The 22,035-nt window shown below is 71.2% G+C and carries 19 protein-coding genes; 8 read left to right on the forward strand and 11 right to left on the reverse strand.

The features are described 5' to 3' along the window. Positions 1-8: 8 nt before the first annotated feature. A complete protein-coding gene (locus ACFWP5_RS07800) occupies positions 9-701 on the reverse strand; it encodes a response regulator (RefSeq protein ID WP_384151882.1) in 693 nt (230 codons plus the stop codon). Then, the gene (locus tag ACFWP5_RS07805) at positions 698-3,037 is read right to left on the reverse strand and encodes a histidine kinase (RefSeq protein WP_384151885.1); all 2,340 of its coding nucleotides are present in this window, start codon (positions 3,035-3,037) and stop codon (positions 698-700) included. The genes ACFWP5_RS07800 and ACFWP5_RS07805 overlap by 4 nt, the downstream gene beginning before the upstream one ends. 212 nt (positions 3,038-3,249) lie before the next feature. Here ACFWP5_RS07805 and ACFWP5_RS07810 point away from each other — a divergent pair, with 212 nt between their 5' ends. Then, entirely contained in the window at positions 3,250-3,705 is a 456-nt protein-coding gene (locus ACFWP5_RS07810; protein WP_384151993.1) for a DUF5707 domain-containing protein, read from the forward strand. 120 nt (positions 3,706-3,825) lie between these two features. On the opposite strand, the gene ACFWP5_RS07815 is transcribed toward ACFWP5_RS07810, so the two are convergent. Then, the gene (locus ACFWP5_RS07815; protein WP_384151888.1) at positions 3,826-6,960 is read right to left on the reverse strand and encodes an FG-GAP-like repeat-containing protein; all 3,135 of its coding nucleotides are present in this window, start codon (positions 6,958-6,960) and stop codon (positions 3,826-3,828) included. Between the two features lie 266 nt (positions 6,961-7,226). On the opposite strand from ACFWP5_RS07815, the gene ACFWP5_RS07820 reads away from it, so the two are divergent. The 3 genes from ACFWP5_RS07820 to ACFWP5_RS07830 all read left to right on the forward strand — a co-directional run bounded on the left by ACFWP5_RS07820 (position 7,227) and on the right by ACFWP5_RS07830 (position 13,395). Further along, a complete protein-coding gene (locus ACFWP5_RS07820) occupies positions 7,227-7,679 on the forward strand; it encodes a DUF3052 domain-containing protein (protein ID WP_384151891.1) in 453 nt (150 codons plus the stop codon). Between the two features lie 127 nt (positions 7,680-7,806). Continuing rightward, positions 7,807-8,700: a glycosyltransferase family 2 protein gene (locus tag ACFWP5_RS07825; RefSeq protein ID WP_384151894.1), complete on the forward strand. Its 894-nt coding sequence runs from the start codon at positions 7,807-7,809 to the stop codon at positions 8,698-8,700. A gap of 468 nt (positions 8,701-9,168) precedes the next feature. Beyond that, entirely contained in the window at positions 9,169-13,395 is a 4,227-nt protein-coding gene (locus tag ACFWP5_RS07830; RefSeq protein ID WP_384151897.1) for a BTAD domain-containing putative transcriptional regulator, read from the forward strand. A gap of 18 nt (positions 13,396-13,413) precedes the next feature. Here the strand turns inward: ACFWP5_RS07830 and ACFWP5_RS07835 are convergent, their stop codons facing one another. Together ACFWP5_RS07835 and ACFWP5_RS07840 are read right to left on the reverse strand one after the other, a co-directional pair. Continuing rightward, positions 13,414-15,102, reverse strand: a complete 1,689-nt coding sequence (locus ACFWP5_RS07835) for a bifunctional 3'-5' exonuclease/DNA polymerase (RefSeq protein WP_384151900.1) — start codon at positions 15,100-15,102, stop codon at positions 13,414-13,416. 113 nt (positions 15,103-15,215) lie between these two features. Then, on the reverse strand, positions 15,216-15,932 hold the full coding sequence (locus ACFWP5_RS07840) for a Clp protease N-terminal domain-containing protein (protein WP_384151902.1): 717 nt from the start codon (positions 15,930-15,932) through the stop codon (positions 15,216-15,218). A 156-nt stretch (positions 15,933-16,088) separates the two neighbouring features. Here ACFWP5_RS07840 and ACFWP5_RS07845 point away from each other — a divergent pair, with 156 nt between their 5' ends. Further along, complete coding sequence (locus tag ACFWP5_RS07845; protein ID WP_384151905.1) at positions 16,089-16,859, forward strand: hypothetical protein; 771 nt, start codon at positions 16,089-16,091, stop codon at positions 16,857-16,859. Between the two features lie 398 nt (positions 16,860-17,257). Here the strand turns inward: ACFWP5_RS07845 and ACFWP5_RS07850 are convergent, their stop codons facing one another. Further along, positions 17,258-17,413, reverse strand: a complete 156-nt coding sequence (locus tag ACFWP5_RS07850; RefSeq protein WP_384151908.1) for a hypothetical protein — start codon at positions 17,411-17,413, stop codon at positions 17,258-17,260. Positions 17,414-17,692: 279 nt separating this feature from the next. Then, positions 17,693-17,881 (reverse strand): hypothetical protein, encoded by a 189-nt coding sequence (locus ACFWP5_RS07855; RefSeq protein WP_384151911.1) that lies wholly within the window; start codon positions 17,879-17,881, stop codon positions 17,693-17,695. Between the two features lie 362 nt (positions 17,882-18,243). Here ACFWP5_RS07855 and ACFWP5_RS07860 point away from each other — a divergent pair, with 362 nt between their 5' ends. Next, positions 18,244-19,362: a DUF2786 domain-containing protein gene (locus ACFWP5_RS07860; protein WP_384151914.1), complete on the forward strand. Its 1,119-nt coding sequence runs from the start codon at positions 18,244-18,246 to the stop codon at positions 19,360-19,362. A 39-nt stretch (positions 19,363-19,401) separates the two neighbouring features. Here the strand turns inward: ACFWP5_RS07860 and ACFWP5_RS07865 are convergent, their stop codons facing one another. From ACFWP5_RS07865 to rpmB, 4 genes are all read right to left on the reverse strand, one after another. After that, a complete protein-coding gene (locus tag ACFWP5_RS07865; RefSeq protein WP_384151917.1) occupies positions 19,402-19,923 on the reverse strand; it encodes a DUF4232 domain-containing protein in 522 nt (173 codons plus the stop codon). Positions 19,924-20,260: 337 nt separating this feature from the next. After that, positions 20,261-20,788: a hypothetical protein gene (locus tag ACFWP5_RS07870; RefSeq protein ID WP_384151996.1), complete on the reverse strand. Its 528-nt coding sequence runs from the start codon at positions 20,786-20,788 to the stop codon at positions 20,261-20,263. 210 nt (positions 20,789-20,998) lie between these two features. Continuing rightward, on the reverse strand, positions 20,999-21,304 hold the full coding sequence (gene rpsN, locus ACFWP5_RS07875) for a 30S ribosomal protein S14 (RefSeq protein WP_384151920.1): 306 nt from the start codon (positions 21,302-21,304) through the stop codon (positions 20,999-21,001). Then, positions 21,304-21,540, reverse strand: a complete 237-nt coding sequence (gene rpmB, locus ACFWP5_RS07880; RefSeq protein ID WP_384151923.1) for a 50S ribosomal protein L28 — start codon at positions 21,538-21,540, stop codon at positions 21,304-21,306. Before rpmB ends, rpsN begins: the two co-directional genes overlap by 1 nt. A 75-nt stretch (positions 21,541-21,615) precedes the next feature. Here rpmB and rpmG point away from each other — a divergent pair, with 75 nt between their 5' ends. Continuing rightward, a complete protein-coding gene (gene rpmG / locus ACFWP5_RS07885) occupies positions 21,616-21,780 on the forward strand; it encodes a 50S ribosomal protein L33 (protein ID WP_200691314.1) in 165 nt (54 codons plus the stop codon). Positions 21,781-21,785: 5 nt separating this feature from the next. After that, entirely contained in the window at positions 21,786-22,034 is a 249-nt protein-coding gene (locus tag ACFWP5_RS07890) for a type B 50S ribosomal protein L31 (protein ID WP_384151926.1), read from the forward strand. The last annotated feature ends 1 nt before the right edge of the window (position 22,035 follow it).

A 22,035-nucleotide genomic window follows, 5' to 3' on the forward strand; every position in this document is an offset into this window, starting at 1 on the left:
GTTGGTGGTTAGAGGTGCTCGGTGCCCGGTGGGTTCGGGCGGGTGATGCCGAGGTCGTAGGCGAGGATCGTGGCCTGGACGCGGTCGCGCAGGCCGAGTTTGCGGAGCAGGGCGTTGACGTGGGACTTGACGGTGCCGACGGTGATGTCCAACTCCGCGGCGATCTCCGCGTTGTTGAGGCCTGAGGCGAGCAGGGCGAGCACGTTGCGCTGGCTGCCGGTGAGGCTCTCCAGTTCACGCGGGCCGTTCTCGGCGTCGGAACGGAAACCCGTGCCCGCGCCCGACGCGTAGTGGCCGATCAGCCGCCGGGTCGCGGACGGGGCGAGCACGCTCTCGCCGCTCGCCACCACCCGGATGCCGGCCAGGAGTTCGGAGGCGTGCACGTCCTTGAGGAGGAAGCCGGAGGCTCCCGCGCGCAGGGCGTCGAAGACGTACGCGTCGAGGTCGAAGGTGGTCAGCACGAGGACGCGCGGCGCGTTCTCCCGGGCGGTGATGATCCGGGTCGCGGCGATACCGTCCAGTTCGGGCATCCGTACGTCCATCACGACCACGTCGGGGGCGAGTTCGGCGGCCAGGACCACCGCGGTGGCGCCGTCGGCGGCCTCGCCCACGACCGTCATGTCGTCCTCGGCGTCGATCACGGCGGCGAAGCCCGCCCGGACGATGCCCTGGTCGTCGACGACCAGCACCCTGAGGCTCATCGTTCTCTCTCCTCGTCGTCCGGTGCCGCGAGCGGCAGCCGGAGGTTGACCGTGCCCGGTGGGCGGCCGGCCGTCAGGGTGCCGCCGAGCGGCGCGATCCTTGCCGTCAGGCGGTCCTGTACGGCGGTGTCGGTGGCGCGGGGCACACCGGTGGCCGTGATCGTCAACGTACTGTCGTCCGCGTCGAGTTCGAGTACGGCGGGTTCGTTGTCGCCGGTCGCCAGCAGGGTTTCGACGACGTGGTAGGCGGCGAGGTCCACTTCGGTGGGGAGCCGATCCGGTACGCGGTCGGTGAGGCGTATCTGTACGTCGCGGCCGGTGGCTCGGCACTGGTGGGCGAGCAAGTCGAGGGCCTGGACGGTGGGTTGGGGGCGTAGGGCGGGGGTTGTCCCGCCGTCGCGGACCGCGTCGAGGAGGGCGCGCATCGCTGCGAGGGCCTCGCGGGCGCGGTCGGCTGTTGCGTCCAGGTGACCTGCCTCCGCCTCTGTGATCATGTCTGCGGTTCGGGCCAGCACGGTGGTTTCCAGGCCTGCTGCGATGCGGCGCCGTTCTGCCCAGGCGTCTCTTACGGCTTCCTCTGTCCAGGTGGCGAGGCGTTGCGTTTGCGTGTCCTGGGCTGTTTTGTCACGCCTGCCGCGTAGGGCTCCGCCGTACCAGGAGGCGGCAACCACCGGGGCGGTGAAGGCGGTTGCCGCTGTGATCACGGTCCAGGTGGGGAGTGTTGTGCCTCGGTTCAGTACGGCCATGGTGAGGGCCGTGGTGTGTGCGGTTGCGGCTGCGATCGGGAAAAGGAAGACAGAGAGGGGGACTTGAGGTCGTGGGTGGGTGCGGGTCTGTGGGGGCTGGGCGCGCAGTTCCCCGCGCCCCTTAAAGGCCACGAGCGAGGCGCATGTTGCCAGCATGCTCAGTGTTGGTGGGAGCAGCACCGGGCCGGTGTAGTGACCCACCGACATTGCCATCGGCCATAGCAACGCCAGCCCCAGCAAGGCGAGTTGGACGGTTCTCGGTGCTCGGCGCAGCCATAGCAGGGCTACCGCCTGGGCCGCTGCCAGCAAGGTGAAGAGGACTCCCGCCGATACATGTGAACCACTCGACGTTGTTTCTGCGTGGACGATGAGGACCGGGAGCAGGGGCTGCACGACCAGACCGATCGCGGTGATCACCTGGGCGACGCGGTAGCTCCGCGGGACGGAGTGTTCCACCGGGGCCGCGGTGCGGCCGGGGAGGGTCGCGCGTACTTCCCAGCCGCCGTCCGGTGTGGGGCCGGTGGTCAGGGTGCCGCCTGTTTCGCGGGCCCGGGAGCGGAGGAAGCCCTGGCCGCGGCCGCCGCCCAGGCCCGCGCCGTGGGCCGTCGTGCCGGACGGGGGTGCCGCGCTGGTGACCACGATGTCGGTGCGGGTGTCGCCGTAGCGGCAGGTGACCGTCGTGTGGGCGCCCGGGGCGTGGCGGGCCACGTTGGTGAGGGCCTCGCGGACGATGCCGTAGGCCGCGTCCGCGACGGCGCCGTCGGGGAGGGGGTCGATCTCGTAGTCGACGGGTTGGTTGAGGCGGCGGAAGCCGGCGATCAGGGAGCGCAACCGCTCCTCGGGGGAGGGGAGTTCCTCGCGTGAGGGGGCCGGTGCGCGGACCGCGCCGAGTGCCCGGGCGACCTCGCGGCCGGTCTCGGTCGCGAACTCCAGTGCCTCGGCGGCGAGTTCGGGACGGCGTTCGCGCAGGCCGAGCGCGGCGCCGGCGGTGACGACCACGGCGGTCAGATGGTGGGCGCTGACGTCGTGCAACTCCCGTTCCATACGGCGCCGTTCGGCCGCCGGGAGCCGGTGGCGCTCGGTCTCGGCGCGGTTCAGGAGGAGTTCGGCCGCTTGCCGGGCGCGACGGGTCCGCCGTACGTAGAAGCCCGCGCCGCACGCGGTGGCGTAGAGCAGGGTGATCAGGACCAGGTCGAGGCCGTTGTTGTCGCTGAGCCCGTGCAGGGTGATGTTCTGCAGGAACTGCCAGAGCGCGAGCGTGACCACGCACAGGACCGTGGTGAAGGTGTCGCGCTCGGCGGCCACCGTGAAGAGGGCGAGCGCGACGCCCGCGGTGCCGAAGACGGCCATCGCCCCGGTGGGCAGCGGGCCGGCACCCACCGCGCAGGCGGCGGCGACCACGATGAGCGTGATCACCGGACGCGTACGGCGCAGGGCGAGCGCGGCCGTCACGGATCCGGCGACCAGGGCGGCCACGAGCAGGTCGGCCGCGGTCGGCACGGTGCCGCGCAGCAGCGGAGCCCCCGGCCACACCAGGGCCTGGGCACAGATCAGCAGGACCGGGAGCAGCCGGTCGTCGGTTCGTTTCATGACACTCAAAGGCTATGGGCGCAGGTGAACGGCCCGGCTCGGGCTGAGGGGGGATTCCGGTCCCGCCCTCTCTATCTCTGGTTCAACGCGGCAACCGTCCTTGGGCCCGAGGACCGGGCCCCGTCCCGCTCATAGGCTCGATCACATCGAGGGAAGCGGTCGACCACCGCTTCCCACACCATCCACACCACCCAGGGGGATCTCCCATGTCCATGTCCAAGCGCGCTCTCCTCCTCTCTCTCGCCGGTGTCGCCGCTGTCGGCGGAGTCGTCGCCGGCGGTCTCGCCGCGTCGGCCGCCTCGGCCCCCGAGAAGCCGACCCTGGAGAACGGTTCGGCCCACTACACCGCCCCGTCCGCGAGCGGCGCCGGCTCCTTCACCTACACCGTGGACGTCAGTGACGACTCGGGCATCCGCGGCCTCAAGGTCGTTGCGTGGCCCGCGAGTTCGAAGCTGGACCCGACCGCGGCTGACCTGCGCGACGTCGAGTCCGCCACGTGCAGGAGCACTTCGGACGACACCTCCCGCTGCACCTACACGCTGAAGATCTCGAAGAAGGAGGCGGCCGACGCTGCCAAGGGCACCTGGTACGTCTCGGCGCTCGCGACCGCCAAGGACGGCGACACGACGTTCGTGTCCAAGGCGGCCACCTTCGACATCGCCGGCTGACCCGAAGGCACACACGCGGAAGCACGTACGCGGTAACACGGCGCCCCGTCTCGATCGAGACGGGGCGCCGGCCGTTGTCGTAGAAGAGTGGGCGTCGGTCTCAGAAAGTTTCAGAAGGTGTCAGTACAGGTTCTTGTACGTCTGCCAGCCCGTGGCGATCTTCGTGCGCGGGCCGAACGACCCTTTGCCGTTACCGGAGTTGCGCCACATCGTGCCCGCCGTGTCGCGGGAGACGATGTCCGGCTTGCCGTCGCCGGTGAGGTCGCCGACGCCGATGACGGTGTTGTAGTTCGAGCCCCAGTCGGCGGCGAGCTTCACGCGGGGCTTGAAGGCGCCGGTGCCGGTGCCGTCGTAGCGCCACAGGGTGTTGGACTTGTCCTGGGCGAGGAGGTCGCCGCGGCCGTCGCCGTTGAAGTCGCCGATGCCGACGATCTTCTTGTAGCCGGACCAGCCGGTCGCGATGCGCACCCGCGCCGACAGCTTGCCCGCGCTGGTCCCCTTGTAGAGGAACGCCTCGCCGGTGGACGCCTTGCGGGCGATCAGGTCGGGGAGGCCGTCGCCGGTGAGGTCGCCGGGGGAGGTCAGCAGGTTGTACTGGTTCCAGCCGGTGCCGAGCGAGGTGTGCGGGGTGTTGGTGATGAACGCCTGGCCGCGGTAGGTGCGGTAGACGCGCAGCTCACCGCTGGCGAAGCGGACGAGGACGTCGTTCTGGCGGTCGCCGTTCAGGTCGCCGAACGGGACCAGGGTCACCGTCGAGGGCCATCCGGAGGCCGACATGGCGCCGGAGAGACCGCCGGTCCCGTTGCCGGGACGGTAGTTGATCACGCCGTTGGAGGAGAGGGTGAGGACGTCGCCGATGCCGTCGGGTCCCCAGGAGGCGCGGTTGGTGAAGTCGCGGCGCACGGCGGCCCCGGTGGACACGGCCACCGTCCGCGACATCGTCAGCGCCGCCCCCGATCCGTCGGTGGGCGTGGCCGTCAGCCTGAAGGTGTACGCCCCGTTGGGGACGAGCGCGCCCGCGGTGTCGCGGAGGTCCCAGCGTGAGGTCAGTGTGCCGTCCACCTCGCCGCCGGTGAGCGTACGCACCACCTTGCCGGTGGCCTTGCTGGTGAGCGTGGCCGTCCAGGAGGCGGCGGGCCGGGAGAGCACCGCGCGGTACTGCCACCAGGGGCTGCTGATCGCACCGCTCCCCGAGGTGTTGTCGGTCGCGTCGGACTCGGTGACGGCGAGCGGCTGCGGGGCGACTCCGCTGGGCACCAGGTGGATACGGTGGTCGGCGTCGACATAGGCCGCCGGTCCGCCGAACTTGTCCACGGTCCAACTCGTCCCGCGCAGGCTGGAGTTGGTGCTGCCCGCCGCGAGCGCGCCGATCGTGCGGGTGGTCGCGGTGCCGTCGGCGAAGGCGGTCAGCTGGAGCGCTCCGGCCGCCGTGTCGTGCCGGACGAGATAACCGTCGCCGAGCAGCGCCTCGCCGGACGGGACGGTGATGTTCTTCTTCGCCGTACGGTCCCAGACGCCGGCCTTGGCGGTCGGACCACAGGACCAGTAGATCCACCGGCCTACGACCTGCAACTCCTTGGCGACGCAGGGGGCGCCGGTGCTGACGGTGTCGGTCGTCTTGCCGGTCTTCAGGTCCTTCGCGGTGACTACGCCGTTGCCGGAACCCGGGGTCCACAGCTTGGTACCCCAGACGGAGGCGGCGGTGACGGTACGGGTGACGATGGGCTTGAGGTCGCTGTAGGTGCCGAGGTCACCGACGTACTGCTTGGTGGGGGTGGAGCCGTTGACGACGGCGTAGCGGCCGGAGATGTCGAGGACGGTTCCGGAGGTGGAGGGCATGTTGAAGGCCTCCTCGTCACCGTTGTCGACGGACTGGACGAACGCCCCCGCGGAGTTGGTGGCGGTGTCGGCCAGGAACGCGACCGCGCGGCCGTCGCCGGTGGCGTAGGGGCCGGTCGTGTAGTTGTCCCACGACTGCCAGGTCGGTGCGCTCGGCGCGTAGGACGTGCCCGTGGTCGAGATCCGGCGGGTGTAATAGGCGCCCAGGAAGCTGGAGTTGCGCTCGTTGGTGGCCAGGACGCCGTTCTGCAACGACAGCCGGTCGACCGTCGCGGCCACCGGCGCCACGGCGGTCACCTCGGTCGACGCCGGCGCGTCCGTCCCCGTGTCGGTGACCTTGCGGACCGCCCAGTGCGCGGAGTCGGCGCCGCCCGCGACCAGCAGGCCGCCGTCCGGCGTCGGGGTGACCGAGGTGTTCGCGTGCCGGAGCAGGGTGACGGCGTCGCCGCCCGCGAGGGGGACGGCCATGAGCGGTTCGCCGGACGTGTCGACCAGGTTGTGCGGGTCCGTCGGCACGGAACGGGCGACGACCAGCCAGCGCCCGGCGATCCCCACGTACGGCGTGCCCTCTGTGCCGGGCAGCGTCACCGTCGTCCCGGCGGCGGACAGGTCGGCGCGGTCCAGGACGTGCGCGGTGCTGGAGCCGGTCGCGTACCAGACCAGCCGGTCCGCGCTCAGCGCGACGGCCGCCGGGGCGGCGGACACCGTCACGTCGGCGGTGACCTTCGCGGCGGCCAGGTCCACCAGCGCCAGATGACGCTCGCTGCCCAGGGCGTAACTGATGACGGCGGTACCGCTGTCGCCGCCCAGGACCTGGAAGTTGGCGGTGACACCGGCCGGCCATCCGTCGACGAGGGCGCCGTCGGCGGGCGCGCCGTCGCCGTACAGATACAGCACGCGGCTCCCGTCGGTGGTCCGCGCCTGGGTCAGCACATGGGTGCCGTATGTCGCCGCGTACGTCCCGTGGGTGAGAGCGACATCCGTGGCGGTACCGGAGACCGGGTCCCTGAGAACGACCTTCGCGGTGGCCGAGACGACATCGGTCACGAGATCGGACGAGGCCCCGAGGTACGCGGACGTCTCCACCCGGGCGAGGGCGCCGAGTTGGGTCGTGGTACCGGAGTCGTACGACGTCCAGAGGTACCCCGAAGTGCCCTCCTGCGCGTGCAGATAGCCGTTCGGACCGGCAGAGTAGACCCGGTCCGCGCGGGGGAGGTAGCGGTCCGACTGGAAGACCTTTTCCGCGGCTACGGGGGTACTTCCGGCGGCACCGGTCGCGCCGGCCGGGACGGACAGCGGGCCGGGGCCGACGGTCACGAAGAGGACTGCGGACGCGGCGACGATGCCACGGGCGGTCGTACGGCGGGCGGTCGTACGCCGAGCGGTGGTGCGGCGGGCGGTACTACGGCGGGCCAACGCGGCCTCCTGGACGAGGACAGGGCGTGGCGGGACGGCGGTGGCCGAGTGCGGGTGCGGAGCGCGCGTGTGCGGTGTGCGGTGTGCGGTGTGCGCGTGTGCTTCGGCGAGTACCGTGACGTTTCTACAGCCCCCCGGCTGTCCCCCCATGCAAGATGCAGCGGAGATTAACAGCGGCTCCTGGATCATCAGGTGTACCGGGGGTCACTTCCTTATAACGGTGCACGGTGCACGGGACTACGGGACTACGGGACAAGGGTCAGGGCATGAGCAACTCCCCCACGGCAGCCGGAGGTTACTCCGCCACCCCGCTCGCCAAGAAGATCGGCGTCAAGCCCGGCCACCAGGTCCACCTGCTCCACGCCCCTGCCCCCGACCACTGGACCATCCCCGGACTCCCCGCCGACTGCGAAGTCACCGCCGGAGGCCCGTCCGGTGCGGACGTCACCCTCGCCTTCTACCGCGAACGGCAGCACCTGGACGCGGAGGCCCCGGACCTGGTGCTCGGCCTCGCCGACGCCGCCATGCTCTGGATCGCCTGGCCCCGCAAGGCCGCCGGGCATGTTAGTGACATCGCCGAGAACGACCTGCGTGACCTCTTCCTCCCGCTCGGTGTCGTCGATGTGAAGGTCGCCGCGCTGGGGGACGACTGGTCGGGGCTGAAGTTCGTGCGTCGGAGGGAAAACCGGCAAAGCCGCAACAAAGGTCCCGCAAAATGAACTTGGGTCGGTGCAACCGGCCGACGTGAGGCAACATTTTGGTGAACGGCGAGTGCTGCGCGGTCAGGGCGCGGGCATCGCCGGATGGCCGGATGGAGTGAGAGACGTGCCGGGTGGAGCGAAAGACGTGGTGGAGCCGAGGATCGCCGTCGCCGTGGTGACCATGGGAAACCGGCCCGCCGAGGTCGACGCGCTCCTGGAGTCCGTGGCCAAGCAGGACCTCCCGCCCACCCGCATCGTGATCGTCGGAAACGGCTGCCGGCTCCCCGAGTTCGCCGGCCGGCTCTCCCTCCCCGGTGAGGTCACCACCATCGACCTCGACGAGAACCTCGGCTGCCCCGGCGGCCGCAACGTGGGCCTGGCCAAGCTCCGCGCGTTCGGCGACGTGGACGTCGTAGTGGAACTCGACGACGACGGACTGCTCGTCGACGCCGACGTGCTGCGCCGCGTACGCGATCTCTACGTGGCCGAACCCCGCCTCGGCATCGTCGGTTTCCGGATCGCCGACGAGAACGGGGAGACCCAGCGGCGCCATGTGCCGCGGGTCGGCGCGGGGGATCCGATGGAGGGCGGGTACGTCACCGGGTTCCTCGGCGGCGGGCACGCGCTGAGCATGGCGATGCTGGCCGAGACGGGGGACTGGCCGGCCGAGTTCTTCTTCGCGCACGAGGAGACGGACCTCGCCTGGCGGGCCGCCGACGCCGGGTGGAGCATCCTGTACGCCCCCGAGCTGCTCCTCCAGCACCCCAAGACCTCGCCCGCCCGGCACGCCATCTACTACCGCGTGACCGCCCGCAACCGCGTCTGGCTGGTCCGCCGCCGGCTCCCGCTCGCGCTGATCCCGGTCCACCTGGGCATCTGGACGCTGCTCACCCTCGTACGGACGAGGTCGCTCGCCGGGCTGCGGGCCTGGTTCGGCGGATTCGTGGAGGGCGTGCGTGAACCGGCGGGGGAGCGGCGCCCGATGCGCTGGCGGACGGTGTGGCGCCTGACGCGGCTGGGCCGCCCGCCCGTCATCTGAGCCGCCCGTCATCTGATCCGCAGAACGCAGAGACAGCAGAGACAGCGGAGACAGCGGAGGCAGCGGAGACAGCGGAGATATTGGGACGAGGGCCCCGGTCGTTCACCTCCGACGACCGGGGCCCTCTCGCGCCCCCGGACCCGGCCACGACGGCGACACTCCCCCGAGTTGCGCGTCGTACGCGCGCACCGTCGGGCCAGATCCGATGATGTGATCACATCAGGTCGCACCAACGAATCGCTAACATGTGGCCAGTGGTGCGCACGATGTTCCTGGGTCGCGTGGCCTGAAGTCGCCGGGCGGCGACGGGAGACCGGCCGGTACAGCAACGGATTCGTGCCCGCCACGGCCGGGACAAGGTGGCGGGAAACCGCCGTGAACAGGGCGGATATCCGCCAAGGACGGCGGAACCTCCGCCGCGGAGCACGGCCACGAGAGGTCGCGCGGAAGGGTAACGGGTTCGGTGTGATGCGGTACGAGCTGCGGTTCGGACTGCTGGGCACACCCGTCCTCTTCAACGCCAGCGCCAACGCGAATGCCAATGCCATCGGCTACGGCGATCCCGTGCACCCCATCGGCAGCCCGAAGGTGCGGGTCCTGCTCGCCGCGCTGCTCCTGGAACCCGGCCGGGTGGTCTCCGTCGACGCCCTCAAGGACGCCCTGTGGGGCGGCTCACCGCCGGCGTCCGCGCACGCCTCCCTGCACAACCACGTGACCCGCCTGCGCCGCCTCCTCGACGACCCCGACCGGCTGCGCGCGGTACCGCCCGGCTATGTACTCCGCGTGGACGAGGGGGAGTTGGACGTCCACGTCTTCGAGTCCCACGTCGCTATGGCCCGCACCGCGCACGCGGCGAAGGACTGGCCCGTCACGGTCCGCACCTGCACGGCGGCCCTCGCCCTCTGGCGCGGCACCCCGCTCAGCGGCCTCCCCGCCGAACTCGGCGGCTACGCCCTCGCGCAGCGTCTGGCGGAGGCCCGCCTCCTTGCCCTCGAATGGTGCTACGACGCGGAGTTGGCCCTGGGTGGCGCCCGACTCGGCGCTCTCGTCCCGGAGTTGGCCGCGCTGGTCGCCGACCACCCTCTCCGCGAGTCCTACCACCGCCAGTTGATGCTCGCCCTCCACCACACCGGCCGTCAGGCCGAGGCGCTCGCCGTCCACCGGGATCTCCGCAACCGCCTGATCGAGGAGCTCGGTATCGAGCCGGGGGCGGGGGTCCGGGGGGCGCATGCGGAGGTGTTGCGGGGGGTGGGGGTGCGGGAGGGGCGTGGGGAGGGTGCGCGGGGGGATGCCCGCGGGGAAGCGCGTGAGGAAGCCCGTACGAAAGGGGGACAGGGGGCGCCGGTGCGGGAGGCGTATGGCGCGGCGGCACAGGGGTCGGCGGGCTCGGGGGCGTTGGAGGCGTCGGAGGCGCGTGCGGAGGTGCCGTCAGGGGAGGCGGCCCGGGAGACGTACGTGACGATGCCGCAGGGCACGGAGGTGCGGGAGCCGTGGGATCTGCCGCGAGGGGCGGCAGCGGCGCGGGAAGCGGTCACACAACGGGCGGCGGACGCCGGTCACGTCGGGGACGCAGGCCAGACCGAGGCTCCGGGTCACGTCGGGGACGCAGGTCGGATCGGGGCGCCGGGGCACGTCGGGGACGCAGCTCAGGTCGAGGCTCCGGGTCACGTCCGAGCCGCCGAGGCCACTGACGTGGCCGAGCCGATGAACGCGGCCGGCGCGTCCGGCGCGTCCGGCGGGTCCGGCGGGTCCGGCGGGTCCGGCGGGTCCGGCGCACCTGGCGCACCCGGTGCACCCGACGTGTCCGCTGCCTCCAGCCCTACTGCCCCCAACCTCACTGCGTCCCACCCCTCCGCCCTCGACCCCTCCGACCCCGGCCCCCGAGACCACCCCACCCCCCACTCACCCCCGTCCCCCCATCCCGCCCAACTCCCGCCCCCACCGGCCCACTTCACCGGCCGCGCCGAAACCCTCCACGCCCTGCACGACACCCTCGCGCCCCCCACCACCGACCCCGGAGCCCATCCCCTCGCCGTCATCAGCGGCATGGCCGGCGTCGGCAAGAGCGCCCTCGCGCTGCACACGGCCCACGCGCTGCGGAACCGTTTCCCCGACGGGCAGTTGTACGTGAACCTGCACGGCGCCACCCCCGGCATGACCCCCCTCACCTCCGGCCAGGCGCTCCACGCCCTGCTCCGCGACCTCGGCGCAGAACCACGCCACATCCCCGAACACCCGGACGCGGCAACGGCGTTGCTCCGCTCGCTGCTCGCCCCCACCCGCACGCTGCTGGTGCTGGACGACGCCGAGAACGCCGCCCAGGTACGGCCGTTGCTGCCGGCCGGCACCGGCTGCGCGGTGATCGTCACCAGCCGTTCGCCGCTGACCGCCCTCGACGGCGCCCGTCGCTTCCCGCTCACACCACTGTCCGGCGAGGACAGCGCCGCACTGCTGCGCGCGGTCTCCGGCCGCGACAGCCTCGACGCGGCCCACCCGCTCGTCGAACTCACCGGCCGCCTCCCGCTGGCCCTGCGCGTCGTCGCCGCCCGACTGGCCGCCCGCCGCGCCCTCACCCCGGACGTTCTGGCCGGTCAACTCGCCGCCACGGAAGGCCGGTTGCATCACCTGGAGTACGACGACCTCAGCGTCCGCCGTTCCCTGGCCGTAGCCCACGACGCGCTGGCCGCCTCCGACCGCGAGACCGACCGCGACGCGGCCCTCGCCCTGCACCACATCGGCGCCCTCGACCTACCGTCCTACGGCGCCCCCCTGCTCGCCCGCCTCGCCAACACCGACGAACGCCGAGCCGCTGCCGCCCTCGACCGCCTCGTCGACGTAGCCCTCCTGGAGGAAACGGCATACGGCCGCTACACCCCCCACGACCTGATCCGTGACTTCGCCCGCGAACTGGCGGAGGGCGAGCCGCGCGATGACGCTGCGCGGGCTGAGCGGCGTAGTGGCCTCGGGGGGCGCGAGCGGCGCCGTGTCATCGCGGGGCCCGAGTCGCGCAGCAATGTTGCGGAGGCCGACCGGCGTGGTGGCCTCGGGGAGGCCAAGCCGACCTGTGGCCTCGCGGAGCCCGAGTCGACTGGTTCCATCGCGGAGCCCGAGCCGCGCACTGCCACTGCGAGGGCCGAGCGGTGTAGTGGGCTGGGGGAGGCTGGGCTGACCGGTGGCCTCGGGGAGGCCGGGCAGAGCAGCGATGTCGCGGGGCCCGAGCCGCGCACTGCCACTGCGAGGGCGGACCGGCATAGTGGCCTCGCGGAGACCGAGCCGACCGGTGGCCCTGCTGAGCCCGAGCCGCGCAGTGCCACCAAGGACACCGGGCCCCGCAGCGCCACCGCGGAAACCGAGCCGCCTGGGGGCATCACGGACACCGAGCCACCCGGCGGCACCGCTGGGGGCCAGCCGCCCGGCGCCCTCACCGAAGCCGACTTCACCGAAACCGACTCCGCCGAAGCCGCCCTCACCGAAACCGCCCTCACCGAAACCGACCCCGCCGAAGCCGACTTCACCGAAGCCGCCCTCGCCGAAACCAACCCCGCCGAAGCCGACCTCATCGAAACCGCCCTCGCCTGGTACGCCGCCCACGCCGAACGCACCCTCACCGCGATCGTCGAACCGGGCCTGGACCAGGACGATCGTCGCCGGCCGACCGCCGCCCAACTCCCCGGTCACGCAAGGGAGGTGGTGGCAACCACCCCCTTCCCCCGTTCCGAAGACGCCTTCGCCTGGGGTGACTTGGAGTTGGAGAACGTGGTGAGGCTCGTGATCCGGTACCGCGACACCCCCGATCTCCGCCGGGCCGCCCACGTCTCGACCCTGGTCCGGCTCCTCTTCCCCTACGTCCTGCGCAGTGGCCGTGTCGCCGAGATGGAGGTGCTCGGCCGGGCCGCCCTGGGCGTGGCGCGGCGGCTCGGGGACGCGGCGGCGGAGGCGTACGCGCTGGGGGATCTCGCCGGGCTGCACTTCCTGACCGGCCGCCAGAACGAGGCCCTGGGTCTCAACGACCAAGCGCTCGCTATCTGGTGGCGGCTCGACGCGGTCTCCTGGATCCGCCGTTGCCTCAACAACCGCGGTCTGCTCCTCGAAGGCCTGGGCCGCTACGCCGAGTCCGGGGTCACCCTGCGCCAAAGCCTGGCCCACTCAAGGCAGTTGAACGACCCGTACGGCGAGGCCGTGACCTACAGCCACCTCGGCAACCTGTACGAGCACACCGACCCCCGCGCCGCCATCGAACAGCACCGCCGCTCACTGGCCATCGGCGACGAGATCGGCGCCGTCATCGTGCAGCACTCCGCGCACTGCAACATCGGCTACGCCCACCTCACCCTAGGCGAACCGGCCGCAGCCGTACCGCACTTCGAGGAGAGCCTGCGCATCCTCGGCGGTCACGGCGACTGGCACGGCGAGTCGCAGACCCGCCTCGGACTGGTCCGCGCCCTCCGCCCCCTCGGCCACACCGAACGTGCCGACACCGAGTGCGCCGAACTGCTCCGCCGCGCGGACGCCCGCGCCGACCGCTACATGGGCGGCCTGGCCAGGCACCAACACGGCCTGCTGCTACGGGAACAGGGCCGCGCGCAGGAGGCGTACGAGGAGTGGCGGGCGGCCCTCGACGCGCTCGACGGTACGGACGAGAAGGCCGTGGTCCAGGAGCTGGGCGAGCTGTTGTCGCAGCGTGACGCGCGTTGACCACCCGACCCGCTGTCCCTACTTGGCATCGGCATAGCACTCAACCACCGCCACCGTGAAGGGAAAACGCACCGGTGTCTCCCCGAACGTCAGCAGCCCGGCGAGGTCGGCCGCCTCCTGTATCGCGGCGGCCACGGCCTGGGCCTCCTCCTCGGGGCAGTGCACGATCACCTCGTCGTGCTGGAAGAAGACCAGCTCGGCCGCCAGCTCCGCACAGGACCGCCGGAGCGCCGCGAGCATCAGCAGGGCCCAGTCCGCGGCACTGCCCTGGACGACGAAGTTACGGGCGAAACGGCCCCGGGCGCGGGAGTTGGTGGAGGCGTAACCGGGCACCCAGCCCTGGTCGGCGGGGGCAGTGACGGGATCGTCCTGGGGGATGCCCGCCTCCTCCGCCGCGTCCTCGCCCCCGGCCACCGGCGGGCAGGTCCGCCCCAGCCAGGTCCGTACGAGCCGCCCCTCCTCGCCCGCCCGCGCGGCATCGTCGACGTACGCCACCGCCTTGGGGAACCGGCGTCTGAGCGCGGCGAGGTTCTTGAGGCCGTCGCCGGAGGTCTGGCCGTAGACCGCGCCGAGCACGGCGATCTTGGCCTGGTCGCGGTCGCCGGAGAAGGCGCGGTCGGACACGGACTGGTAGAGGTCGGTGGCCCGGCCGGCCACCTCCATCAGCCCGGGGTCGCGGGAGATCGCGGCGAGCACCCGCGGCTCCATCTGGTCGGCGTCGGCGACGACGAGCCGCCAGCCCGGGTCCGCGACCACGGCACGCCGGATGACCTTGGGGATCTGCAGCCCGCCCCCGCCGTTGGTGACCCAGCGTCCGGTGACGGTCCCGCCGGCCAGGAACTCCGGCCGGAACCGCCCGTCCCGCACCCAGTCCTGCAGCCAGGACCACCCGTGCGCCACCCAGATCCGGTACAGCTTCTTGTACTCCAGCAGCGGCTTGACGGCCGGATGGTCGAGGGACTGGAGCTCCCACCGCCGGGTCGACCTGACCTTGATCCCGGCCTCGGCGAAGGCCTTGACCACATCGGCGGGCAGATCCGGCCGCACCCGTCTCCCGAAGGCGACGGACACCTCGTCCGCCAACTCGGCGAGCCGCCGCGGCTCACCACCGCCCGCGTACCGGTCGCCCAGCAACTCGTGCAGCATCTCCCGATGCACGTCGGCGCTCCACGGCAGCCCGGCCCGGTTCATCTCGGCGGCGACCAGCATCCCCGCCGACTCGGACGCGGTGAGCAGCCGCATCCGGTCGGGGTGCGTGGTGGCGTCGTGCCGCCGCTGCTGCTCGGCGTACACGGCGAGCAGATCGGCCAGGGGGAGATGGACGCTCTGCGGCTCGAAGAGCGAGGGCTGTGCGCCGGGTTCGGCGGCCCGCTGCGGCGGGTCCGGCGGTACGGCCCCACCACGCAACCGGGCCAGCGCGGCGCCGGCCGACCGCGGCTCACCGTGCCGCCCCTCGTGCCCGAGCAACAGCGTCTCGGCGTCCTCGACGTCGTAGCACCGCTCCACCCGCACCCCCGCGGCGAGCAGCATCGGATACACCTCGGCCGTGGACCGCCACACCCACCGGCCCACTTCAGGACGACCGCGCACGGCCTCGACAAGATCCGGCTCCCGCCCCACCGCCCCCACGGGCAGCCCGTCCGGACCGAGGGCGGCGACCTCCACACCACCACCCTCGGCCGGAGCGAGCGCCCAGCGATCGGTCATGTTGGCGAGTGTGGCACGCAGGTCTGACAACACCCCCGACCTGCGTGAACCGGCTCGCGGGCGATGCGATGCCACCGAGTGAATCCAGATGAATCAGCCCCGTACCGGGCACCTCAGCCCTTGAGCCGGTTGAGCATCTCGGCGATGTGCTGTTCGGTCGTGGGCTTGTCGATGCCGAGGCCGTTGAGGACGCCCTCGCCGTTCTCGTGCTCCAGCAGGGCGAGCAGGATGTGTTCGGTGCCGATGTAGTTGTGGCCCAGGCGCAGGGCCTCGCGGAAGGTGAGTTCCAGGACCTTCTTGGCGTCGGGGCCGTAGGGGACGAGGTCCGGGACCTCGTCGCCGGCCGGCGGGAGGGCTGCGGTGGCCGCCTGGCGTACGGCGTCCAGGAGGACGCCCTGCGCGACGATCGCCTTGGCCGCCAGGCTGTCCGGTTCGGCGAGCAGGCCGAGGACGAGGTGCTCGGGGCGGCCCTCGGGGTTGCGGGCGGCGATGGCCTCGTTGTGGGCGCTCATCACCACGTTGCGGGCGCGCGGCGTGTACCGGCCGAACCCCTGACTGGGATCCAGGTCGGCCGACTCCTTCGCCACGAAGCGCTTCTGCGCGGCCTGCCGGGTGACGCCCATGCTCTTGCCGATGTCCGTCCAGGAGGCACCGGAACGCCGGGCCTGGTCGACGAAGTGGCCGATCAGGTGGTCGGCGACATCGCCCAGGTGGTCGGCGGCGATGACCGCGTCCTGGAGCTGGTCGAGCGGTGCGGGGTGGACCTGCTTGATGGCCGCGATGAGGTCGTCGAGACGCACGGATGAGGTGACATTCGGGTTGGTCGTCATGTGTCAACCTTAGGTTGACAGTGCGAGACCGTCAACCCCGGGTTGACACTTGCCCTAAAGGTGAGGGCGTGATCAAGTAAAAGCCGACCTGCGCCGATTTCGCGAATGGTAAATATTGCAGGTCACCCCCCGCCCCCCTCTCGAATGGATTCGACCGTGCAGAAGGTCATCGATTACATCGAAGAACGTCGGAAGACGTACGAGGAGCATGACTTCTTCACCCGCTTACTGGCCGACGAGTCGCTCCCCGGCGAAAAGCGCCTGGCGTGGGGACCCAGTGTGATCCCGTTCATCATGGGCTACTCCGACCTGAACAAGTACGTTTTCCGCAAAGGCGAGGAAGAGGTCGAACTCGACCAGTTGCAGGCGCTGCTGAACGCCCACACGTACGAGGAGGACTTCCACTGGCAGTGGATGCTGACCGACCTGGAGAAACTGGGCGCAGACCGCGACATGCCGTTGTCGGACGCCACCCGCGTCCTGTGGAGCGCGGACTTCCAGCACTCCCGACGCCTCTGCCTGGAACTGGCCGCGCTCGCCGCCGACGCACCCACGTACGCCGTCTTCGCCATGGTCGAGTCCATCGAGGCGGTCTCCATCACGATCTTCACCCACTGCCGGGGAATAGCCTTGCGGGACGGCCGTGAATGCGAATTCTTCGGCACAAAGCACTATATGGCGGAGGCGTCGCACAGCATCAAGTCACCGGAAGTGGAAGAAACAAGCCTGCCGTCCCTCGGTGACGCCCAGCGCGAGGAATCAAAACGCATGGTGGACCGCACCTTCGCGCTTTTCGACGACTGGTCGGGCTCTCTCCTGCGATTCGCTCTCGACAATTCGGACCACGACCACACCTACGAGAGAATGATCCAGCAGAGCAAGGACTTGCTGCCGGAAGCGGAAGCGGCGGCCGCGAGCGCCTTCTGAGGGCTTGTGGTGGTGAGGTTCTGAGGTTCGCTACCGCCTGAGCGACCCGGCGGCGCCGTTCAGCAGCCAGTCGAGCCCGCGCTCGAAGCTCGCCTCGGGATCGTCGTCGTAGAGCAGCTCGGAGAAGCCAAACCGGCGTCGGCGAGATGGGGGAGCTTGCCGGCGCCGATCTGCGTCCGGACGTACTTCGTGGTGGCGCTTCTCGAGTTGATCAGCGATGCGAGGGCAGCACGCCGCGCGATCGGCGCGAGACGAGGCCGACGCAGAGTCAACACCCTTGAGGCGCCCACCCGTTCCTGCCGCCCGAGTGGGCCGCAGCGCACGGGCGGCGAGGCCCGGCCGGCCAGTCCCGGGCTGAGACGAGTTCACCGAGCCGGGGCCCTTGCCGATCATCGCCGTCAGCAGCACATACGGCACACGGGGACGAGCCCAGAGACGAAGGACATGACTCCGGCGACCGTGCCGAACAGCACGACGACGGGGACCAGTTGCCCGCCGCCGAGTGCCGCAGCCTGGTCGGCGAGCCGGCGCCCATCTCCCGTCAGGACGTGCACCCGATCACCCACCACCGCCCGCACCGCGGCGACCGGCGCGTCGATCCCGACCGCGCCCCGCGTGCCCGTCCACCGCCACCGGTCATCCGCGCCTGGCCCAACACCCCGAGTCTCGCCGGGAGTTGGTTATCCACAGGGTGTGGATGAGCGATGTGCTTCGGCACCCACGCGGTACCCGGACCGGTGCGCCCATCGCAGAAGCGAGGCCGGCAACCCCGAGCGCCACAGCGACGAAGGAACCGAACGGTGAGCCCCAACACGTGCGCAACGAAGACAGGATCAGCACGGCACTCCCGCCATGCCCGTCAGGCGCGCCACCACCTCAGCCGCGAACGGCGCGCACAACTTCCCGCTCACCCGTCCGCCGACGAGGGAGACGACCCGATAGGCGTACGACGAGGCCACCGGATCGTGCGTGACGAAGACGCCCGTCCAGCCCTCCCGGGCCGCTAACTTCCCTAGCGGCATGAGCACTTGACGGCTAGCGGTCGAGTCCAGCGCCGCCTGCCGACCCGTCCCCGAACGGCACAGCCGAGCGCGTGATCAACACCCGCACGAGCGCCATCCGCTACTGCTGCCCGCCCCACAACCGCGACGGACGGCACCTGACCGCTCCGCCAGCCCCACCCGCCCCACCCGCTTCAGCCACGCCCACCCCACCCCACGCCCACCCCACGCCCACCCCACGCCCACCCCACAACAACGTCGACCTCCCTGCCCACACACGTAACCCCCGCGCCCCCCGCCACCGACCCCCAGATCCACCTGCCCCCTCTCCCCACCCCCTCTCCCCACCCCCTCCCCCCACCACCCCATGACACGATCAAGGCGTGAGCAGCAAGACCACCACCGTCGAGCGCGCCTTCGAGGCCGCCCTCTACAGCGACACCCACGACGCCCTCGACGCGGGCGCCTCGATCCTCGCCGCCGACCCCGCCGCGGACCCCGAACTCGCCCGCCGGGGCCGGGAGTTCGTAGCGGCGGCATGGCGGCGCGGCTGGCAGCCCGCAGACGTCGTACGGCTGGTTCGGCGGGAGTTGGACGACGTACATGTACGGCTTGTCTCGGCGCTGATCCGTGCGCAGGCACCGGACGACCGGGCGCGCGGCCCCCGTTGGACGGCCCAGCTCGACGAGCTGACCGCCGAAGAACCGTCCCGCACCGACCGTTTCACGCACGCCACCACTGTGCTGGAGCTGTACCGGCTGCTGCTGCGGCTCCCGAGCCTCGAACCTCTGGACGACGGACACGAACCGAAACGGCACGAGAACCGTCGGCCCGCGTCCCGCATGCTCACCCGCATCCGCGCGCTGCTCGCGAAGGCGGAGGCGACCGGGTTCCCGGAGGAGGCGGAGGCGCTGAGTGCCAAGGCGCAGGAGTTGATGGCGCGGCACAGTATCGACGAGGCGCTGCTCGACGCGCAGGCCCCGGCGAAGGACGCGCCCGGCGCGTGCCGGATCGGGGTCGAGGCGCCGTACGAGCAGGCGAAGGCGGTACTGCTGGACGCGGTCGCCGGGGCGAACCACTGCCGGGCCGTATGGAACGAGGCCTTCGGTTTCTCGACCGTCGTCGGTTTCGAGGGCGATCTGGAGGTGGTCGAGCTGCTCTACACCTCGCTCCTCGTGCAGGCCACGACCGCGATGACGCGGGCGGAGGCGGCCCAGCGCGCGGGTGGCCGTCGGCGGACCAAGACCTTCCGGCAGTCCTTCCTCGCGGCCTACGCCCACCGCATCGGGACCCGGCTGGCGGAGGCCGCCGAGACGCAGGTAACTGACGACCTGCTCCCGGTGCTCGCCACCCGCGAGGTCGCCGTCACCGACCGCGTCGACGCGATGTTCCCGGAGACGACCACGACCCGCCTGCGCGGCGTCACCGACGAGGCGGGCTGGACGGAGGGCGCCGAGGCGGCGGACCGGGCCCAGGTCAGGGCCCGACCGCGGCTGGACTGAAGGGGAGCCCGAACGGGAGCCGGGGGATCCTGAGGGGTGTCAGTCGCCGGCCTGCGTGAAGGCGCTCACCGAGGCATCCGAGTCGCTCGCGTCGCTCTTGCCCTGGACGGGGCCGTACGACCACTTGTAGCTCGCGCTGTCGCTGCGGCCCGGCAGGGTGATGACCAGTTTCGTCGCGGCCAGGCTCAGCTTGTCGCCCGCCTTGCCGCGCACGTAGGTGACGGTGAAGGACGCCGCGTCGCCCTTGGCGAGCTTCAGCTTCTGTGCCTTGGCGCCCTTCTGCGTGGAGAGGACGACCTTGGTGCCGCCGCTCTCCAGCGTGGCACCCGGGAAACCGTTCAGGTCGCACGGCTTGCTCTGATTGGTGAGCGAGACGGGCACCTCGCCCGTGTCACCGGCGGCCGGAGCGGTACTGGCCGGACCGACCTGGACGGCGACCCCGTCGAAGGAGCAGGCCGACCCGTTCTTGCTGTCGGAGGAACCACCGCCGCTGCCACTGTCGCAGGCGGTCAGAAGCAGAGCCGACGCGAGTGCGGCGACGGCGAGGGGAATGGTGCGCATGAGGGGATCATCCCGCACCGAACCCCACTCCGCTGACAGGCCTACGCCCCAGGAGCCACGCCAGGCCCCCACTCCAAGGCCTGCAGCCCCAGAGCCATGGCAGGTCTACGACTCCGGGGCTGCGCCAGGTCCTCGCCTCAAGGCCTACAACCCCAGGGCCACGACAGATCTACGCCCCAAGAGCTACGCCAGGTCTACGACTCAAGGCACCCGCCCCCAGAGCCACGCCAGGTCTACAACCCAAGACGCTCGCCCCCAGAGACACCCCAGGCCCACGCACGCCCAAGCCGTACGCCCCGGGAACTACCCCAGGCGTACCCCAGACCTACCCCCCCGCCTACGACCCCAAGCTCGCCGTAGGCAACCCCGACGGCAACTGCCCGCCCTCCGAGCGCGTATACGTCTCCTTGCCGAGACTCCCCGACCAGGTGACCGCGAGACCCGATTTGCTGACGGAGTCGACCATTCCGGTCGCCCGGGTCTTGCTGCCGTCCGTGCACTTGAGGTGGATCATCTGCATGCCCGCCTCCTCACCGGCGGTCCCGCTGCACACGCTCCCGCCGGTGCTGAACAGCGCGGCCTGCTTGCCGGTGACCACTAGCGCCACCGCCTTGCCGTCCGTCGTCGCGAGCCAACTCCCCTGCAGCCCGTCCGACGCGGCCGACGGACTGCTGCTGGCACCCCCGGAGTCCGCGGATGCCGTACCCGTACCCGTACCCGTCGCAGATGCACTCGGCGTGGACGAGGAGTCGTCCTTGGAATCCCCGCCGCTGCACGCGGTCAATGCGAGCGCCCCCGCCAGACCGGCGGCAACGGCCACGACCCGTACCGCCGAAACCCTCGGCACCCTCGGCACCCTCGACACCGCAGGTCTCGCCGACACCGCCGAAGCCCCTGACACCGTCGAAACCCCCGACACCGTCGAATTCGCCGTAGTCACTGGTAGCTCCCAAGCTGTAGCCGGACGCGGACGGCCGCCCGATCGGCCTTGACCTTGGCCTTGGCCTCGATCTCAACCTCAACCTCGACCTTGGCCTCGACCTCGGCCGGAACGACCGCAGCAAGCTACCAGTGGTTACCAGGAGGACTTGCGGACGCCGGGTAGGTATCCGCTGTGAGCCTGCCCGCGCAGGTTCACCCGGGACAGCCCGAAGGCACGGAAGTAGCCGCGGGGCCGCCCGTCGACCTGGTCGCGGTTGCGAACGCGGGTGGCGCTCGCGTCGCGTGGCTGGCTCCGCAACTCCCGCTGGGCGGCGGCTCGTTCGGCCTCCGTCGAACCGGGCCGCCGGACGATCTCCTTCAACTCGGCCCGCCGCGCCGCGTACCGCGCGACGACCTCCCGCCGCCGTTCGTTGGCCGCGATCTTGCTCTTCTTCGCCATCAGATCCTCACCCCGCGCTCGCGAATCCTGGCCACGGCCGCCTCGACGCCGATCGCGTCGACGGTCTTGATCCCCTTCACGCTCAGCCGCAGCCGTACGTACCGGCCCTCGCCGGGCAGCCAGTAGCGCTTGGACTGGATGTTCGGGTCGAAGCGGCGCGACGTGCGCCGGTGGGAGTGGGAGATGCGGTTGCCGAAACCGGGCCGGGCGCCGGTCAGCATGCAGTGGGCGGACACGAGTGACGTACCTCTCCTCGATCGGGGCCGTAGCCAGTGCTGCTAATGGAATTCATTTTCAGTAAGGTATCAGGCATGGCTCGCAACGAACTCCGCCCGGTCATCAAGCTCCGGTCCACCGCCGGCACCGGCTACACCTACGTGACCCGCAAGAACCGCCGCAACGACCCCGACCGCCTGACCCTGCGCAAGTACGACCCGGCCGCCGGCCGCCACGTCGACTTCCGAGAGGAGCGCTGACCGCGATGCGCGAGAACACCCACCCGCCCTACGGCCCCGTCGTCTTCCGGGACCGCGCCGCCGACCACGCCTTCCTCACCCGCTCGACGATGACGAGTGCGAAGACGATCGAGTGGGAGGACGGCCACACCTACCCCGTCGTCGACGTCGAGACCTCGAACGTCAGCCACCCCTTCTACACCGGCACGGCCCGCGTCCTGGACACGGCCGGCCGCGTGGAGCGCTTCGAGCGCCGGTACGGGAAGCAGGCCTGAC

This window comes from Streptomyces sp. NPDC058469 (assembly GCF_042721125.1).
Taxonomy (GTDB): Bacteria; Actinomycetota; Actinomycetes; order Streptomycetales; family Streptomycetaceae; genus Streptomyces.

Bases quoted from the DNA above. Each gene is read 5' to 3' on its own strand.
- ACFWP5_RS07800 (WP_384151882.1), bottom strand. From the start codon at position 701: ATGAGCCTCAGGGTGCTGGTCGTCGACGACCAGGGCATCGTCCGGGCG.
- ACFWP5_RS07865 (WP_384151917.1), bottom strand. From the start codon at position 19,923: ATGCGCACCATTCCCCTCGCCGTCGCCGCACTCGCGTCGGCTCTGCTT.
- ACFWP5_RS07840 (WP_384151902.1), bottom strand. From the start codon at position 15,932: ATGACGACCAACCCGAATGTCACCTCATCCGTGCGTCTCGACGACCTC.
- rpsN (WP_384151920.1), bottom strand. From the start codon at position 21,304: ATGGCGAAGAAGAGCAAGATCGCGGCCAACGAACGGCGGCGGGAGGTC.
- ACFWP5_RS07810 (WP_384151993.1), top strand. From the start codon at position 3,250: ATGTCCAAGCGCGCTCTCCTCCTCTCTCTCGCCGGTGTCGCCGCTGTC.
- ACFWP5_RS07890 (WP_384151926.1), top strand. From the start codon at position 21,786: ATGCGCGAGAACACCCACCCGCCCTACGGCCCCGTCGTCTTCCGGGAC.
- rpmG (WP_200691314.1), top strand. From the start codon at position 21,616: ATGGCTCGCAACGAACTCCGCCCGGTCATCAAGCTCCGGTCCACCGCC.
- ACFWP5_RS07805 (WP_384151885.1), bottom strand. From the start codon at position 3,037: ATGAAACGAACCGACGACCGGCTGCTCCCGGTCCTGCTGATCTGTGCC.
- ACFWP5_RS07830 (WP_384151897.1), top strand. From the start codon at position 9,169: ATGCGGTACGAGCTGCGGTTCGGACTGCTGGGCACACCCGTCCTCTTC.
- ACFWP5_RS07835 (WP_384151900.1), bottom strand. From the start codon at position 15,102: ATGACCGATCGCTGGGCGCTCGCTCCGGCCGAGGGTGGTGGTGTGGAG.
- ACFWP5_RS07820 (WP_384151891.1), top strand. From the start codon at position 7,227: ATGAGCAACTCCCCCACGGCAGCCGGAGGTTACTCCGCCACCCCGCTC.
- ACFWP5_RS07855 (WP_384151911.1), bottom strand. From the start codon at position 17,881: ATGCCGCTAGGGAAGTTAGCGGCCCGGGAGGGCTGGACGGGCGTCTTC.